The sequence below is a fragment of the Microbacterium xylanilyticum genome (assembly GCF_054654695.1).
Map to the genome: position 1 here is coordinate 1,816,464 of NZ_BAAIEN010000002.1, position 13,886 is coordinate 1,830,349.

Below are 13,886 nucleotides of genomic sequence, written 5' to 3' on the forward strand. Positions count from 1 at the left end.
AACCGAAACGCGTGTCCGATAGGATGGATCCGTGACTGAAGAGCAGCAGCCTGAGCAGCCCGCCTCGTCCGCTCCGCGACGCGTCGTCGTCGCCGAGGACGAGTCGCTGATCCGCCTCGACATCGTCGAGATCCTCCGTGACAACGGCTTCGACGTGGTCGGCGAGGCCGGCGACGGCGAGACGGCCGTGCAGCTCGCGACCGAGCTGCGTCCGGACCTGGTCATCATGGACGTCAAGATGCCGCAGCTGGACGGCATCAGCGCCGCCGAGAAGCTGCACAAGGGCAACATCGCCCCGGTCGTGCTGCTCACGGCGTTCAGCCAGAAGGAGCTCGTCGAGCGGGCGAGCGAGGCCGGAGCCCTCGCCTACGTCGTGAAGCCGTTCACGCCGAACGACCTGCTGCCGGCGATCGAGATCGCCCTCGCCCGTCACGAGCAGATCATCACGCTCGAGGCCGAGGTCGCCGACATGGTCGAGCGCTTCGAGACCCGCAAGCTCGTTGACCGCGCCAAGGGCCTGCTCAACGAGAAGATGGGCCTCAGCGAGCCGGAGGCCTTCCGCTGGATCCAGAAGGCGTCGATGGACCGCCGCCTGACCATGCAGGACGTGGCGAAGGCGATCATCGAGCAGCTCGCCCCCAAGAAGTAAGGGCGTGGATCTCGGCGACGGGATCCTGCTCCGTCCGCTCCTGCCGGGAGACGGCGCTGAGCTGGCAGCGGCGTACACGCGCAACCGTGCGCACCTCGCGCCGTGGGAGCCCTCACGGTCCGAGGACTTCTTCACCGCGGAGCGTCAGGACGCTCTCGTGGAGGAGGCGCTGCGCAGCGTCGCGGATGGCCTCAGCGCGGCGTTCGTGCTGGCCGACGCCGGTGGCCGCATCGTGGGACGGGTGAACCTCGGCGACATCGTCCGCGGCGCGTTCTGGAGCGCTCATCTGGGCTACTGGATCGACGAGGACGCGTCGGGTCGGGGCTTCATGCGCCGGGCCGTGCAGGCCGTGTGCGCGCAGGCGCGCGACGACATCGGCCTGCATCGGGTGCAGGCGGCGACGCTCGTGCACAACGTCGCGTCGCAGCGGGTGCTGCGCGCCACCGGATTCACCGAGATCGGCCGCGCTCCGCGCTACTTGCGCATCGCAGGGGAGTGGCAGGATCATCTGCTCTTCCAGCGGATCCTCGAGGACCCCGTCGACGGCAGCGCCTGAGCGCGCATCCGTCAGCGTGCGGCGGGCAGGTCCTTGATCATGTTCGTGATCCGGATCGTCGAGCAGCGGCGGCCCTGATCATCGCTCACGACGATCTCGTGCACCGTGATGCTGCGTCCCAGGTGGACCGGCGTGCAGACGCCGGTGACCACTCCGCTCGTCGCGGAGCGGGTGTGCGTCGCATTGATGTCGACGCCCACGGCGAGGCGTCCCGGGCCGGCGTGCAAGTTGGCGGCCATGGATCCCAGCGACTCGCCGAGCACGACATATGCCCCGCCGTGCATGAGCCCGACCGGCTGCGTGTTGCCCTCGACGGGCATCGTCGCGACGCAGCGGTCGACGGAGAACTCGACCCAGCGCAGGCCCATCTTCTCGGCCAGCGCTCCCATGCCACGCTCCGCCGCCCAGTCCAGGCCGGGGCTGCGCTGCGCGGTGCTCGTGTCGGCCGGGTCGGTCACGCGGATCCTCCTCGAATCGATGTCCGCCGCTGTCGTTAGGCTGAAGTGGTGACGGACTCCGCAAAGCCTACCCTCATGGTCGTCGACGGCCATTCGCTCGCATACCGGGCGTTCTTCGCCCTTCCGGTGGAGAACTTCACCACCAAGGACAACCAGCACACGAACGCGATCTACGGGTTCCTGTCGATGCTGGTGAACCTCATCAAGGCGGAGCGGCCGACCCACATGGCGATCGCGTTCGACACCTCCCGCCACTCGTTCCGGACCGACGAGTACCCGGAGTACAAAGCCACCCGCTCGGAGACGCCGTCCGAGTTCCGCGGTCAGATCCCGCTGCTGCAGGACTGCCTCGCCGCGATGTCGATCCCCGTGCTCACCAAGGAGGGCATCGAGGCCGACGACATCCTCGCCACCCTCGCCGCTCAGGGCACCGCGCAGGGCTACGACGTTCTCGTGGTCTCCGGCGATCGCGACACCATCCAGCTCGTCAGCGACGACGTGACCCTGCTCTACCCGAACGTGCAGGGCGTGTCGCAGCTGAAGCGCTACGACCCGATCGCGGTGCAGGAGCGCTACGGCGTGCGCCCCGAGCAGTATCCCGACATCGCGGCGCTCGTCGGGGAGACCAGCGACAACCTGCCCGGCGTGCCGAAAGTGGGCGAGAAGACGGCCGTGAAGTGGCTCACGCAATTCGGTTCGCTCGACGCGCTGCTCGAGCGCGCCGACGAGATCAAAGGCGTCGTCGGCGGCAACCTGCGCGAGCACATCGAGGACGTGCGCCGCAACCGCAAGCTCAACCGCCTGCTGCAGGACGTCGAGCTCGAGGTCGGCCCCGCGGATCTGGCGACCCGGCCGATCGACGCACAGGCGGTGCGGGACATCTTCGCGCGCCTGGAGTTCCGCACGCTGCTGCCGCGCGTGTTCGAGGCGGTCGGCGAGGACGCCCCTGCGCTGGAGCAGCCCGCGGCCGTCGTGATTCCCGCCGCCTCCGAGCTCACGGCGGAGGCCGTCCCGGCATGGCTCGCCGGCGCCACGGGCGAGGTCGCCGTCGAGGTGACCGTGTCCGGAGGTCTGCCGCGGCGCCTCGGCCTCGCTCACGGCGACGACCTCGTCGAGCTGCCCTGGGATCCGGCGGCGAAGGCGGCGCTCGGGGATTGGCTGGCCTCCGCGGCGCCGAAGGTGCTCCACGACGCCAAGCCCCAGGTGAAGGCGCTGCACACCGCAGGGGTGCGTCTCGGCGGCCTCGCCTACGACACGAACCTCGCCGGCTGGCTGCTGCGCCCCAGCTACCCGGACAAGACGCTGGCCGACCTCGTCGACCGCTACCTGGGCGAGAAGCTGCCGGAGGCGGACCCGACCCAGCTCGTGCCGGAGACCGAGGGGGCGTCTCCCGCGCAGCTCGCCTGGTTCACCGCCCGCGTGGCGACGGCGCTGCGGGCGGACGTCCCGGAGAGCGTGGACCGGGTGCTCCGCGAGATCGAGCTCCCCACGCTCATCACGCTGGCCGACATGGAGCTCGCCGGCGTCGCCGTGTCGCACGAGATCCTCTCCGGCTTCTCGCACGAGCTGGGCGAACGCGCAGGCGGCATCGCGCAGGCGGCGTTCGAGATCATCGGCCGCGAGGTCAACCTGGGCTCGCCGAAGCAGCTGCAGGAGGTGCTGTTCGACCAGCTGGAGCTGCCCAAGACGCGCAAGACCAAGACCGGCTACTCCACGGACGCCGCCGTTCTCGCGGATCTCCAGGAGATCAACCCGCATCCGTTCCTCGACCTGCTGCTGCAGCACCGTGAGGCGACCAAGCTGCGGCAGATCATCGAGTCGCTCGACACCGCGATCCGCGCCGATCACCGCATCCACACGACGTACGTGCAGACGGGCAGCCAGACCGGCCGGCTCAGCAGCACCGATCCGAACCTGCAGAACATCCCCGTCCGCACGGAGGAGTCCCGCCGCATCCGCAGCGCGTTCCAGGTCGGGGAGGGCTACGAGACCCTGCTCACCGCGGACTATTCGCAGATCGAGATGCGGATCATGGCGCACCTGTCCGGCGATGAAGGCCTGATCGAGGCCTTCAACTCGGGGGAGGACCTGCACCGCTTCGTCGGAGCGCGCGTGTTCGGCGTGGAGGCGGAGGACGTCACGCCCGCGATGCGGACCAAGGTCAAGGCGATGTCGTACGGGCTCGTGTACGGGCTCCGCGCCTTCGGCCTGTCCAAGCAGCTGCGCATCGAGCAGTCCGAGGCGAAGCAGCTCATGATGGAGTACTTCGCGCGGTTCGGCGCCGTCCGCGACTACCTGCGCGCCTCGGTGCTCGCCGCGAAGGAGGTCGGCTACACCGAGACGATCTTCGGCCGTCGGCGCCCGTTCCCCGACCTCGTCAGCCCGAACCGGGTGCTCCGCGAGAACGCCGAGCGGGCGGCCCTCAACGCCCCCATCCAGGGCAGTGCGGCCGACATCATGAAGATCGCGCTGTTCCGCATCCACGCCGACCTGCTCGAGCAGGGCATGTCGTCGCGGGTGCTGCTGCAGATCCACGACGAACTCGTCGTCGAGGTGGCACCCGGGGAATGGGACGCGACCGAGCGGATCGTGCGCGAGCGCATGGCCGGCGCGGCGGACCTGTCAGTGCCCCTGGACGTGCAGGTCGGCCGGGGCGCCGACTGGAACGAGGCGGCGCACTGAGAGTCGCGCGGTGAGCCGCCGGCCCTGCTCCGCGACCCGCCCGGCAGGGACGCGTCGTTCCATGGAGCGGGGCCGGATCCGCGGATAGCATCATGGGATGACCGCAGAGCAGCCCACGACGCGCACGCCCTCCGCCATCGATCAGATCGCCGAACGCTGGGTCGACACCCTGACCGAGCTCTCGCCGATCCTCGGCACCTACATCGGCCGCAACGAGGTGAACGGTCGTCTCGACGACTTCAGCCCCGCGGGCCACGAGTACGCGATCGCCGAGACCCGGCGCGTGCTCGCAGAGCTGGACGCGCAGGAGCCGGTCGACGAGATCGACCGCGTCACGAAGACCGACCTCTCCGCGGAGCTCCGGCTCGCGATCGAGCAGCACGATGCCCAGTGGCATCTGCGCGACCTCAACGTGATCGCGTCCGCGGCCCAGGACGTGCGCCAGGCCTTCGACCTCATGCCGACCGCCACCGCCGACGACTGGAGCGTCATCGCCGAACGGCTCGGCGCGATCCCGGCTGCGCTCGAGGGGTACGTCGAGACGCTGCGCGAGGGGATCGCGAAGGGCGTCGTCCCGGCACGTCGCCAGGTGGTCGAGGTCGCCACGCAGATCGGCCGCTACACCGCCGACGACGGCTTCTTCACGGCGTTCGTCGCCGACGCCGCGACCGAGGAGGGGCAGCTGCCGGCGAGCCTGGCCCGCGACCTCGCGGACCGCTCGGCGGCGGCGCGGGTCGCCTACGACGCGCTGCGCTCGTTCCTCAGCGCCGAGCTCGCCCCCGTCGCAGGGGAGCAGGACGCGGTCGGCCGCGACCTGTACGCGCTGGCCTCGCGGCGCTTCCTCGGCGCGACGATCGACCTGGACGAGACCTACGAGTGGGGGCGCGAGGAGCTCGCCCGGATGGTCGCCGAGCAGACCGCGATCGCGAATGAGATCCTCCCCGGTGCCACGGTCGAGGAGGCCGTCGCGCACCTCGAGGCGGATCCGGCGCGCAAGCTCATCGGCACCGATGCGCTGCAGCGCTGGATGCAGGAGACCAGCGATCGGGCGATCGCCGAGCTCGGCGCCACCCACTTCGACATCCCCGAGCAGATCCGCACGCTCGAGTGCATGATCGCGCCGACGCAGGAGGGCGGGATCTACTACACCGGCCCGACCGACGACTTCTCCCGCCCCGGCCGCATGTGGTGGTCGGTGCCGGAGGGCGTCACCGAGTTCGACACCTGGCGCGAGCTCACCACGGTGTACCACGAGGGCGTACCCGGACATCACCTGCAGATCGCGCAGGCCACGTACAACCGCGCCGAGCTCAACACCTGGCGGCGCGTGCTGGCCGGCACCTCGGGGCACGCCGAGGGCTGGGCGCTGTACGCCGAGCGCCTCATGGAGCAGCTCGGGTACCTCGACGACCCCGCCGACCGGCTGGGCATGCTCGACGGACAGCGGATGCGCGCCCTGCGCGTCGTGCTCGACATCGGCGTGCACCTCGGCAAGCCGCGTCTGGACGGATCCGGCGTGTGGGATCACGACTACGCACTCGACATGATGCGGCGCAACGTGAACATGTCGGACGAGTTCCGTCAGTTCGAGGTGAACCGCTACCTGGGCTGGCCCGGCCAGGCGCCGTCGTACAAGGTCGGCCAGCGGATCTGGGAGCAGGTGCGCGATGCCGTCAAGGAGCGCGAGGGCGACGCCTTCGACATCAAGGCGTTCCACAAGCGCGCGCTCGACATGGGCGGCGTCGGCCTCGACACGCTGCGCTCCGTCTTCCAGGTCGGCTGAGCCCCGGTAGACCCGAGGAGGGGTCGCGGGAATGCCCGCGACCCCTCCTCAGTTCATTCAGGTGAATAGAAAGGGGCTCGGGATGGACATCGAGTTCGGGCTGGACACCTTCGGAGACATCACCGTCGGCGACGACGGGACACCGCTCACCGCGGCGCAGACGATCCGCAACATCGTCGAGCAGGCCGCGCTGGCCGACCAGGTGGGCGTCGACTTCTTCGGGGTGGGGGAGCACCACCGCCGCGAGTTCGCCGTCTCGAGCCCGGAGATGGTGCTCGCCGCGATCGCCTCGCGCACGGAGCGTCTCCGTCTCGGCACCGCCGTCACCGTGCTGAGCTCGGACGACCCGGTGCGCGTGTACGAGCGCTTCGCCACCCTGGATGCGCTGTCGAACGGACGCGCGGAGGTCGTGCTCGGGCGCGGATCCTTCACCGAGTCCTTCCCGCTGTTCGGCTACGACCTGCGCGACTACGACCGGCTCTTCGAGGAGAAGCTCGAACTGTTCGTCGAGCTGCTCAAGGAGGAGCCGGTGAGCTGGCAGGGCACGGTGCGCGCTCCCCTGGAGGACGCGGACGTGTTCCCCAAGACGGAGAAGGGCATGCGCACCTGGGTGGGCGTGGGCGGCTCGCCGGAATCCGTCGTGCGCGTCGCCCGGCACGGGCTCGGCCTCATGCTCGCGATCATCGGCGGGCCCGCCGCGCGGTTCCGCCCGTTCGTGGATCTCTACCACCGCTCGGTGGACGCGTTCGGCAATCCTGCGCTCCCCGTGGCCGTGCACTCGCCCGGACACATCGCCGACACCGACGAGGAGGCCTGGTCCGCCGCCTACCCGGGCTTCGAGGCCATGCGCAACACGATCGGCGCGGAGCGAGGCTGGGGCACGGGCTACAGCCGTGCGCAGTTCCAGAACGAGGTCGGCCCGGAGGGCGCCGTGTACGCGGGATCCCCGGACCGGGTGGCCGCCAAGATCGCGGATACCGTGCGCACCCTCGGCATCGGCCGCTTCGACCTCAAGTACGCCACCGGAACGACCCCGCATTCCGCGCTCATGCGAAGCATCGAGCTGTACGGCACCGAGGTGATCCCGCGCGTGCGGCGACTGCTGGCGGATGACTGACCGATTCGCGGCGCACCGAGCCCGCGCAGCCCGGCCCGGGTCGGCAGGGACCTGGGCACACGCCGCGCCGTCGTAGGCTGAGAGCGTGACTGCGGTTCGATTCGTCGCCATCGGCGACTCCTTCAGCGAGGGCGTCGGCGACGAGCTGCCCGACGGAAGGGTGCGGGGCTGGGCGGACCTGGCTGCGCTGGGCTGGGCGGACGCTCTGGGGGAGCCGATCTCGTACGCGAACCTCGCGATCCGCGGACGCCTGGCGTGGCCGGTCGTCGAGGAGCAGCTCGAGCCCGCCCTGGCGCTGCGGCCCACGCACCTCTCGTTCAACGCGGGCGGCAACGACATGCTCCGCCCCCGTGCCGACATCGAGCACATCGCCGATGCGTTCTCGCGCGTCCTGCGCCGGTGCGACGAGACCGGCACGACGCTCATCGTGCTGAGCGGCGCGAACCCCTCGGCGCGGCTGCCGTTCAGCTCGCTCATCCAGCGCCGCGGCGACGAGCTGTCGGCGGCGGTGCTGCGGCGGATCCAGGACCGCCCCGACGTGCTCCAGGCGCTGAACTGGCCGGACCACGAGCTCAGCCGGCCGGAGTACTGGGCCGAGGATCGCCTGCACATGAACGCGAACGGACACCACCGCGTAGCGGCCCGGGTGCTCGACGCCGTCGGGGCGGGCGCTCCGGAGGAGTGGTGGCACGCCCGTGCGGCGCCGGAGTCCGAGCCGCTGAGCACTGCCGCGTACTACCGTCGGCACGTCGGTCCGTGGATCAAGCGGCGCGTCACCCGGCGCTCCTCCGGAGACGGTCGCCGCCCGAAGTTCCCGGAGTGGACCGAGATCCGCCCATCGTCGGCCGACTGAGCGACCGGACGGCCCGGCCCAGGTCGCAGGGCGGCGCTCAGCGCGTCACGCGCGCCAGGAACTCCGCCGTCGCCGGGTGCTGAGGCGCGTCGAAGATCTGCGCCGGCGGCCCCTGCTCCACGAGGACCCCGTCCTTGAGGAACACGACCCGGTCGGCGACCTCGCGCGCGAACGACATCTCGTGAGTGGCCATGAGGATGGTCGTGCCCCGCTGCTTGAGCTCGCGAACGAGATCGAGCACCTCGCCGACGAGCTGCGGGTCCAGGGCGCTCGTGATCTCGTCCAGAAGCAGGAGCTCAGGATCCGTGAGGATCGCGCGCACGATCGCGACGCGCTGCTGCTGCCCGCCGGAGAGCCGGTCCGGATAGGCGTCGGCCTTGTCCCCGAGGCCCAGCGCGGTAAGGAGCTCCCGGCCCCGTCGCACCGCGTCCGCCTTCGCCATCCGGTGCACCCGGCGTGCGGCCAGTGTGATGTTGTCGAGCACCGTCAGATGCGGGAAGAGATTGAAGTGCTGGAAGACGACACCGATCCGCGCGCGGACGGCATCCGCATCGATCCGTGGATCCGTGATGTCGGTGCCGGACAGCAGGATCTGTCCGTCGTCGACGCGCTCGATGAGGTTCATCGTGCGCAGCAGGGTGGACTTGCCGGATCCGGAGGCGCCGATCAGCACGACGACCTCGTGCGCGTCCACCGCCAGATCGATGCCGCGCAGCACATCGTGATCCCCGAAGCGCTTGCGGACGCCGAGCGCCTCGATGACGGGGGCGGTCATACGATCCCCCCGGCCTGCTCGCGGCGGTTGAGCCGCGCGGTGACGATGTCGGTGAGCCGGATCATCGGCCAGCTCAGGACCACGAAGAACAGGCCGGCGACGATGTACGGCGTGAAGTTGAAGGTCTCCGCGACCTGCAGCTGCGCAGCGCGGACCGCGTCCACGGCGCCGAGCACCGAGATGAGTCCGACGTCCTTCTGCATCGAGACGAAGTCGTTCATCAGCGCGGGGACGACCTTGCGCACGCCCTGCGGGATCACGACGATCTGCAGCGTCTGGCCGTGCGTCAGACCGAGCGAGCGCGCAGCGACGCGCTGAGACGGGTGCACGGCCTCCATGCCGGCGCGGAGCACCTCGGCGACGTAGGCGGAGTAGCTGATGACGAGGGCGATGGTGCCCCAGAACATCGCCGGCATCCGCGGGAAGATCATGAGCGCCGGGATCCCGAAGCCCACGAGGTACAGCACGATCAGCAGCGGAACACCGCGGAAGAAGTCCGTGTACGCCGCCGCGAGCAGCCGGAGCGGGAAGAACACCGGCCCGCGCAGAGATCGCAGCACCGCCAGCAGCGTGCCGAGCAGCGCGACGCAGACGGCCGCGATCACCAGCACGAGAAGGTTCACCAGCAGTCCCTGGAAGATCGGCCCTACGCTGGCGAGGCCGATCTTCGGGTCGAAGAACGTCTCGCGGACGACCGTCCACCCCGGGGTGTTCGCGACGACGGCCACCAGCACCGCGGCGAGCACGAGGCTGCTCAGCAGAGCGAGCAGGACCGAGCGCGTCGTGGCGCGACGGCGCAGGGCGCGGCGGGACAGCTCGAGCGGGCTCGGCTGCCACGCCGCGTCGACGAGGGGCGAGGTCACTTCAGGACGGGGACGTTCACGGCCTCGCTAAGCCACTTCTTCTGCAGCTCCGCCAGCGTGCCGTTCTTCTTGAGCGCGTCGACGGCCTTGGTGACGGCCGGGGTGAGCGCAGAATTCTTGGGAAGCACGAACGCGAACTGGTCGCCGCCCTTGTCATCGGCGAACTGCCCGACGACCGTGCCGTTGTCGAACTGGGCGCCCGTGACGTAGAAGGCGCCGGGCAGGTCGGTGATCATTGCATCGATCTGACCGCCCTTGAGCGCCTGGACGACATCGTCGACCGAGTTGAAGACGCTGAGGTTGCCGGTGCCGAGCTGCGCCTTCGCGACGGTGTAGCTCGTGGTGCCCGTGGCGACGCCGACCTTGGCCTTCTTGAGGTCGGCGACCGTCTTGGCCGTCGCGGCCGGGGTGCCCTTCGCCGCGACGACGGCCTGGGTGGTCGTGTAGTAGGACGACGAGAAGTCGACGGCCTTCTTGCGGTCCTCGGAGATGGAGAACTGCTGGATGTTCAGGTCCCAGTCCTTGGGGCCGGGCGCGATCGCGGCATCGAACCCGGTGCGCGTCCACACGATCTGCTTGTCGGAGAAGCCGAGCTCCTTCGCAACCGCGTTCGCGACGGCGCCCTCGAAGCCCTTGCCGTTGGCCGGGTCGTTGTCGATGAACCACGGCTCGTAGTCCGGGTCTCCCGTGGCGATCGTGAGCTTGCCGGCGGTCACGGTCTGCAGAGCGGTGCCCGTGGCATCGGCGCCGGCGGACGGCGTGGAGGACGAGGCGGCACCGCTGCAGGCGGCGAGGGAGAGCGCGGAGGCGACGACCGTCGCGATGACGGCGGTGCGGCGCAGGGCGGGTGCGAGGGACACGAGGACTCCTGAAGTGCGAGTGCGGGGGCGGACGGGTGCGACGGCGGGCGCAGGTGCCCCGTTCATACCGTAGAGGAATAGGCGAGACGCCAGTCGGCGAAGTCGAAACCCGGCGAAACGAAGCAGGAGACGAGCACTTCGAGGCCGTCCAGGGGTTGAGCGGCCTGCCACACGCCTGCGGGGACCAGCGCCTGCGCCGCGTCGTCCGGTCCGAGCACGATCGTCTCGGCCTCGTCCGGCGTGGAGCCGGATCCGCCCAGGCGCAGTACGAGACGGCCCGGCCCGTGCCACAGCCAGAGCTCGTCGCTGGAGACCACGTGCCAGGCGCTCGACTCGTCCGCACTGAGGAGGTAATGGATGCACGTCGCGGCGGGGCGCGTGCCGTTCACGGTCTCCACGGGATGCGTGCTCGTCCAGGTGCGACGGAACCAGCCGCCCTCGGGATGCGGCTCCAGACCGAGGCGGGCGGCGGTCGCGGGGATCGGGTCTGTCATGGCGTGTCTCCGTTCGCGGGAAGGGATGCATCGAACGCGGGTGTCGCGTGGCCCAGCTCGCCGGCGATCACCGTCGCGGCGGCGCGTCCGGCGCCGGCCTCGACGAGCTCCACGACGGCCTCGGGCCCGGAGGGCACGTCGAAGAACGCGAGGTCCGCGAGTGCGCCCACCGCGAGGTACCCCGTCCGATCCGGACCCACGTCGATGCCCATGGCGTGGGCACCGCCGAGAGTCGCGGCGTTCAGGAGCCGCGCATGCAGGTCGCGGTCGGTGTAGCCCTGCGAGCGAGCGATGCGCGCCAGCTCTGCGACGTCCGCCAGCAGGTCGAGGGAAGGGCTCGACGAGAGCGAGTCGGTGCCCACCGCGATCGGGTTGCCCTCGCGCAGATACGCGGCGATCGGCGGCTCCTCGAGCCCGATCACGGCGTTGGAGCGCGGACACAGCGCGACGCTCGTGTGGCGCTCGCGCAGGATCGCGCGGTCGCGGGCGCTCATGTAGACGCCATGCGCGATGTGGCAGTCCGGGCCGAGCACCCCGAGCTGGTCCACGAACTCCGTCGCGCTGGTGCCGAAGCCCGCGTCCCGCAGCTCCTGGAAGCTCGTGAGGCCGGCCGTGTGCCAGGCGTGCGCCTGGTCGTGCGCGAATTCGCTCTCGAAAGCCGCCTCGCCGAGATGGATGTGGATCCGGCCGCCGCGTTTCCTGACGATGTCGGGGATCTCCAGGAGGGGCTCGATCTCGAGCGAGTAGGGCGCGTGCGGCGAGAGCCCGGTGCCCGGGGGAGCGGGAAGGGCGTCCAGGGCGTCCTCCACCTGGCGACGGCCGGTACGCGCCCAGTCGGCGTTGGTCCAGCTCATCACCTCCCAGTAGGTGATGCCGTGCAACCGCGCATCGTGCAGCGCCGCTGCCGCCGCGACGTCCGTCACGACATCGGCGACCGCGGTGGTCCCGGAGCGGATAAGCTGCGCCGCGCCGTCGGCAGCGTCCGCAGACCAGTCCCGTCCGCGTTCGTACACCGGATCGAACGCCCTGGCCCAGTCCTCGAACCCGTGATACCGGCCCTGTCCGACCTCGGCCATGCCGGTGTACTGGAGATGGGAATGCGCGTTCACGAGGCCCGGGATCAGCACCCCGGGCCAGTGCACCTCGATCGGCGTGATGCCTCGATCGGCGAGCGAGCGACGCACCCAGGCGCGTTCGCCCACGTGCAGGATCCGTCCGTTCTGCACCGCGACCGCGCCCTCGGCGATGGGCGGTGCGGTGATCGGGAAGACCTGTCCGGCCGAGTAGAGGGTGACGCCGGTCATGCTGTGCCCTCACCGCGGTAGCGCGGAGAACGCCAGTCCCGCTGCGCGCGCTGCTGCGCTTCGGAGCGCACGTCGATCTGCTCGCCGCGCGCGGCCAGGGCGGCTCGCGCGACGGCGGCGTCGGCATCGGCAGGGAAGGGGTGCACGCCGGCCGGCAGCGACGAGCCGACCAGCTGAGCGACCGCGGACAGCTGCACAGCGAAGGAGAGATCCATGATCTCGATGGGGTTGCCCTCGGCCGCGGCGAGGTTGACGCAACCGCCCCGTGCGAGGAGAAGGGCGCCGTCACCCGCGTGGTCCAGGTGCGGGATCATCGATCCCGCGCGGGACACCGGCTGCAGAGCGGAGAGATCGACGTCCACCTCGCCCGGAACCCCTCCGGCGACCGCCGCGATCCGCGCCGCGCGCAGAGTGGCGGCGTCGATCGTGTGCGGCGCGCCCGTGGCCGAGACGACGAGTGCGCCGGGCGCGAGGTCCCGCAGCAGGCCGGTGGCATAGCCGTCGTGTGCCGCGCGCAGGGCTCGTCCCGGATCCGTCTCCGTGATGGCGACCGCGGCGCCGAGCGCCCGCAGATGCGCCGCGACGCCCTCGCCCACGGGGCCGTATCCGACGACGACCGCGGGTTGATCGCGCAGGCCGATGCCCGCCGCGTCGAGCACATCGGCGATGGCGAAGACGCAGGATTGCCCGGTGCCGTACCTGTTGTCGAAAGCGGTCTTCATCGGCGCGTCGTTGACGGCGATCACCGGGATCCGCAGCGCGCCCTCGGCGGCCATCCGACGCAGGGGCGCGAGGCCGCTCGTGGTCTCCTCGGCGGCGCCGCGCAGGCCCGCGAGGATCCCTTCCTCGTGCGCGAGCCGGATCAGGTGGGAGCCATCGTCGAGGAGCAGCTCGTGATCTCGGCGGAGGAACGTGACAGCGGCCGCCCGCTCCGCAGCACCCGGGAGCGCGGGATCGCCGTCCACGGGGATCCCCCGGGCGCGCAGCGCCTCAGCGACCTCGACGTCGATCTCGTCGGGATGCGCGTACACCGCGACTTCGGCGCCTGCATCACGCAGCAGGAGGGCGAGCTGCGCCGTCTTCGGCTCGAGGACCATCGCGATGCCGATGCGGATCCCGCGCACCGCGCCGGATCCGCGCAGCGTCTCGGCGATCCCTCGCGACACCGGCATGTGCGCGGCGGCGAAGTCGATGCGCTCGTCGGCGCTCTGCCGCAGGGGGAGCGGAGCCCCGTCCAGCAGGATCTCGCTCTCGGCGCCGGGCGCGAATGCGACCCCGCCGGGCCCCGACCGCGCACCGAGGCGCGGCAGCAGCACGCGCAGTGCGTCCGCGACCTCGCTCTCGCCGATGACGTCGATGGTCCGCCCCGCGATCAGCAGGTTGGTCTCTCGGGCGAACCGGCGCACGAGCCGTTCGGCAGTCAGGAGGGCGTCGGGCACGTGTTCAGCGTAGAGGGTCCGTCCGGCCTGCCCACCCCGCGCGACAGAGCGTG

General features: G+C 70.7%; 13 protein-coding genes. 6 read left to right on the plus strand and 7 right to left on the minus strand.

Translation table 11 applies throughout. The annotated features are described in order from the left end of the window. Positions 1 to 31 precede the first annotated feature (31 nt). Together ACYQ1L_RS09150 and ACYQ1L_RS09155 are read left to right on the plus strand one after the other, a co-directional pair. Positions 32 to 649 (plus strand): ANTAR domain-containing response regulator, encoded by a 618-nt coding sequence (locus ACYQ1L_RS09150; protein WP_045252013.1) that lies wholly within the window; start codon positions 32 to 34, stop codon positions 647 to 649. 4 nt (positions 650 to 653) lie between these two features. After that, the gene (locus tag ACYQ1L_RS09155; protein ID WP_460003873.1) at positions 654 to 1,205 is read left to right on the plus strand and encodes a GNAT family N-acetyltransferase; all 552 of its coding nucleotides are present in this window, start codon (positions 654 to 656) and stop codon (positions 1,203 to 1,205) included. Positions 1,206 to 1,216: 11 nt separating this feature from the next. Here the strand turns inward: ACYQ1L_RS09155 and ACYQ1L_RS09160 are convergent, their stop codons facing one another. After that, positions 1,217 to 1,594 carry a hotdog fold thioesterase gene (locus ACYQ1L_RS09160; protein ID WP_460005789.1) on the minus strand — a complete coding sequence of 126 codons (378 nt, stop codon included), beginning with the start codon at positions 1,592 to 1,594 and terminating at the stop codon, positions 1,217 to 1,219. 144 nt (positions 1,595 to 1,738) lie between these two features. Between ACYQ1L_RS09160 and polA the strand changes: the two genes are divergently transcribed. The 4 genes from polA (at position 1,739) to ACYQ1L_RS09180 (ending at position 8,098) form a co-directional block, all read left to right on the plus strand. Continuing rightward, positions 1,739 to 4,345: a DNA polymerase I gene (gene polA / locus ACYQ1L_RS09165; RefSeq protein ID WP_460005790.1), complete on the plus strand. Its 2,607-nt coding sequence runs from the start codon at positions 1,739 to 1,741 to the stop codon at positions 4,343 to 4,345. Between the two features lie 97 nt (positions 4,346 to 4,442). Beyond that, on the plus strand, positions 4,443 to 6,128 hold the full coding sequence (locus ACYQ1L_RS09170; protein ID WP_460003874.1) for a DUF885 domain-containing protein: 1,686 nt from the start codon (positions 4,443 to 4,445) through the stop codon (positions 6,126 to 6,128). An 82-nt stretch (positions 6,129 to 6,210) separates the two neighbouring features. Continuing rightward, entirely contained in the window at positions 6,211 to 7,245 is a 1,035-nt protein-coding gene (locus ACYQ1L_RS09175; RefSeq protein ID WP_460003875.1) for an LLM class flavin-dependent oxidoreductase, read from the plus strand. An 85-nt stretch (positions 7,246 to 7,330) separates the two neighbouring features. Further along, entirely contained in the window at positions 7,331 to 8,098 is a 768-nt protein-coding gene (locus tag ACYQ1L_RS09180; RefSeq protein ID WP_460003876.1) for an SGNH/GDSL hydrolase family protein, read from the plus strand. Positions 8,099 to 8,135: 37 nt separating this feature from the next. Here ACYQ1L_RS09180 and ACYQ1L_RS09185 read toward each other — a convergent pair whose 3' ends face one another. From ACYQ1L_RS09185 to ACYQ1L_RS09210, 6 genes are all read right to left on the minus strand, one after another. Next, the gene (locus tag ACYQ1L_RS09185; protein WP_460003877.1) at positions 8,136 to 8,873 is read right to left on the minus strand and encodes an amino acid ABC transporter ATP-binding protein; all 738 of its coding nucleotides are present in this window, start codon (positions 8,871 to 8,873) and stop codon (positions 8,136 to 8,138) included. Then, a complete protein-coding gene (locus ACYQ1L_RS09190) occupies positions 8,870 to 9,736 on the minus strand; it encodes an amino acid ABC transporter permease (protein ID WP_460003878.1) in 867 nt (288 codons plus the stop codon). Before ACYQ1L_RS09190 ends, ACYQ1L_RS09185 begins: the two co-directional genes overlap by 4 nt. Further along, complete coding sequence (locus tag ACYQ1L_RS09195; protein WP_460003879.1) at positions 9,733 to 10,596, minus strand: ABC transporter substrate-binding protein; 864 nt, start codon at positions 10,594 to 10,596, stop codon at positions 9,733 to 9,735. The genes ACYQ1L_RS09190 and ACYQ1L_RS09195 overlap by 4 nt, the downstream gene beginning before the upstream one ends. A 62-nt stretch (positions 10,597 to 10,658) precedes the next feature. Then, positions 10,659 to 11,090, minus strand: a complete 432-nt coding sequence (locus tag ACYQ1L_RS09200; RefSeq protein WP_460003880.1) for a cupin domain-containing protein — start codon at positions 11,088 to 11,090, stop codon at positions 10,659 to 10,661. Continuing rightward, a complete protein-coding gene (locus ACYQ1L_RS09205; RefSeq protein ID WP_460003881.1) occupies positions 11,087 to 12,394 on the minus strand; it encodes an amidohydrolase family protein in 1,308 nt (435 codons plus the stop codon). The genes ACYQ1L_RS09200 and ACYQ1L_RS09205 overlap by 4 nt, the downstream gene beginning before the upstream one ends. Continuing rightward, a complete protein-coding gene (locus tag ACYQ1L_RS09210; RefSeq protein WP_460003882.1) occupies positions 12,391 to 13,833 on the minus strand; it encodes an adenosylhomocysteinase in 1,443 nt (480 codons plus the stop codon). Before ACYQ1L_RS09210 ends, ACYQ1L_RS09205 begins: the two co-directional genes overlap by 4 nt. Positions 13,834 to 13,886: the final 53 nt, after the last annotated feature.

Excerpts from the sequence above, each read along its gene's own strand:
- ACYQ1L_RS09160 (WP_460005789.1), bottom strand. The coding sequence starts at position 1,594 with ATGGGAGCGCTGGCCGAGAAGATGGGCCTGCGCTGGGTCGAGTTCTCC.
- polA (WP_460005790.1), top strand. The coding sequence starts at position 1,739 with ATGGTCGTCGACGGCCATTCGCTCGCATACCGGGCGTTCTTCGCCCTT.
- ACYQ1L_RS09170 (WP_460003874.1), top strand. The coding sequence starts at position 4,443 with ATGACCGCAGAGCAGCCCACGACGCGCACGCCCTCCGCCATCGATCAG.
- ACYQ1L_RS09175 (WP_460003875.1), top strand. The coding sequence starts at position 6,211 with ATGGACATCGAGTTCGGGCTGGACACCTTCGGAGACATCACCGTCGGC.
- ACYQ1L_RS09185 (WP_460003877.1), bottom strand. The coding sequence starts at position 8,873 with ATGACCGCCCCCGTCATCGAGGCGCTCGGCGTCCGCAAGCGCTTCGGG.
- ACYQ1L_RS09200 (WP_460003880.1), bottom strand. The coding sequence starts at position 11,090 with ATGACAGACCCGATCCCCGCGACCGCCGCCCGCCTCGGTCTGGAGCCG.
- ACYQ1L_RS09205 (WP_460003881.1), bottom strand. The coding sequence starts at position 12,394 with ATGACCGGCGTCACCCTCTACTCGGCCGGACAGGTCTTCCCGATCACC.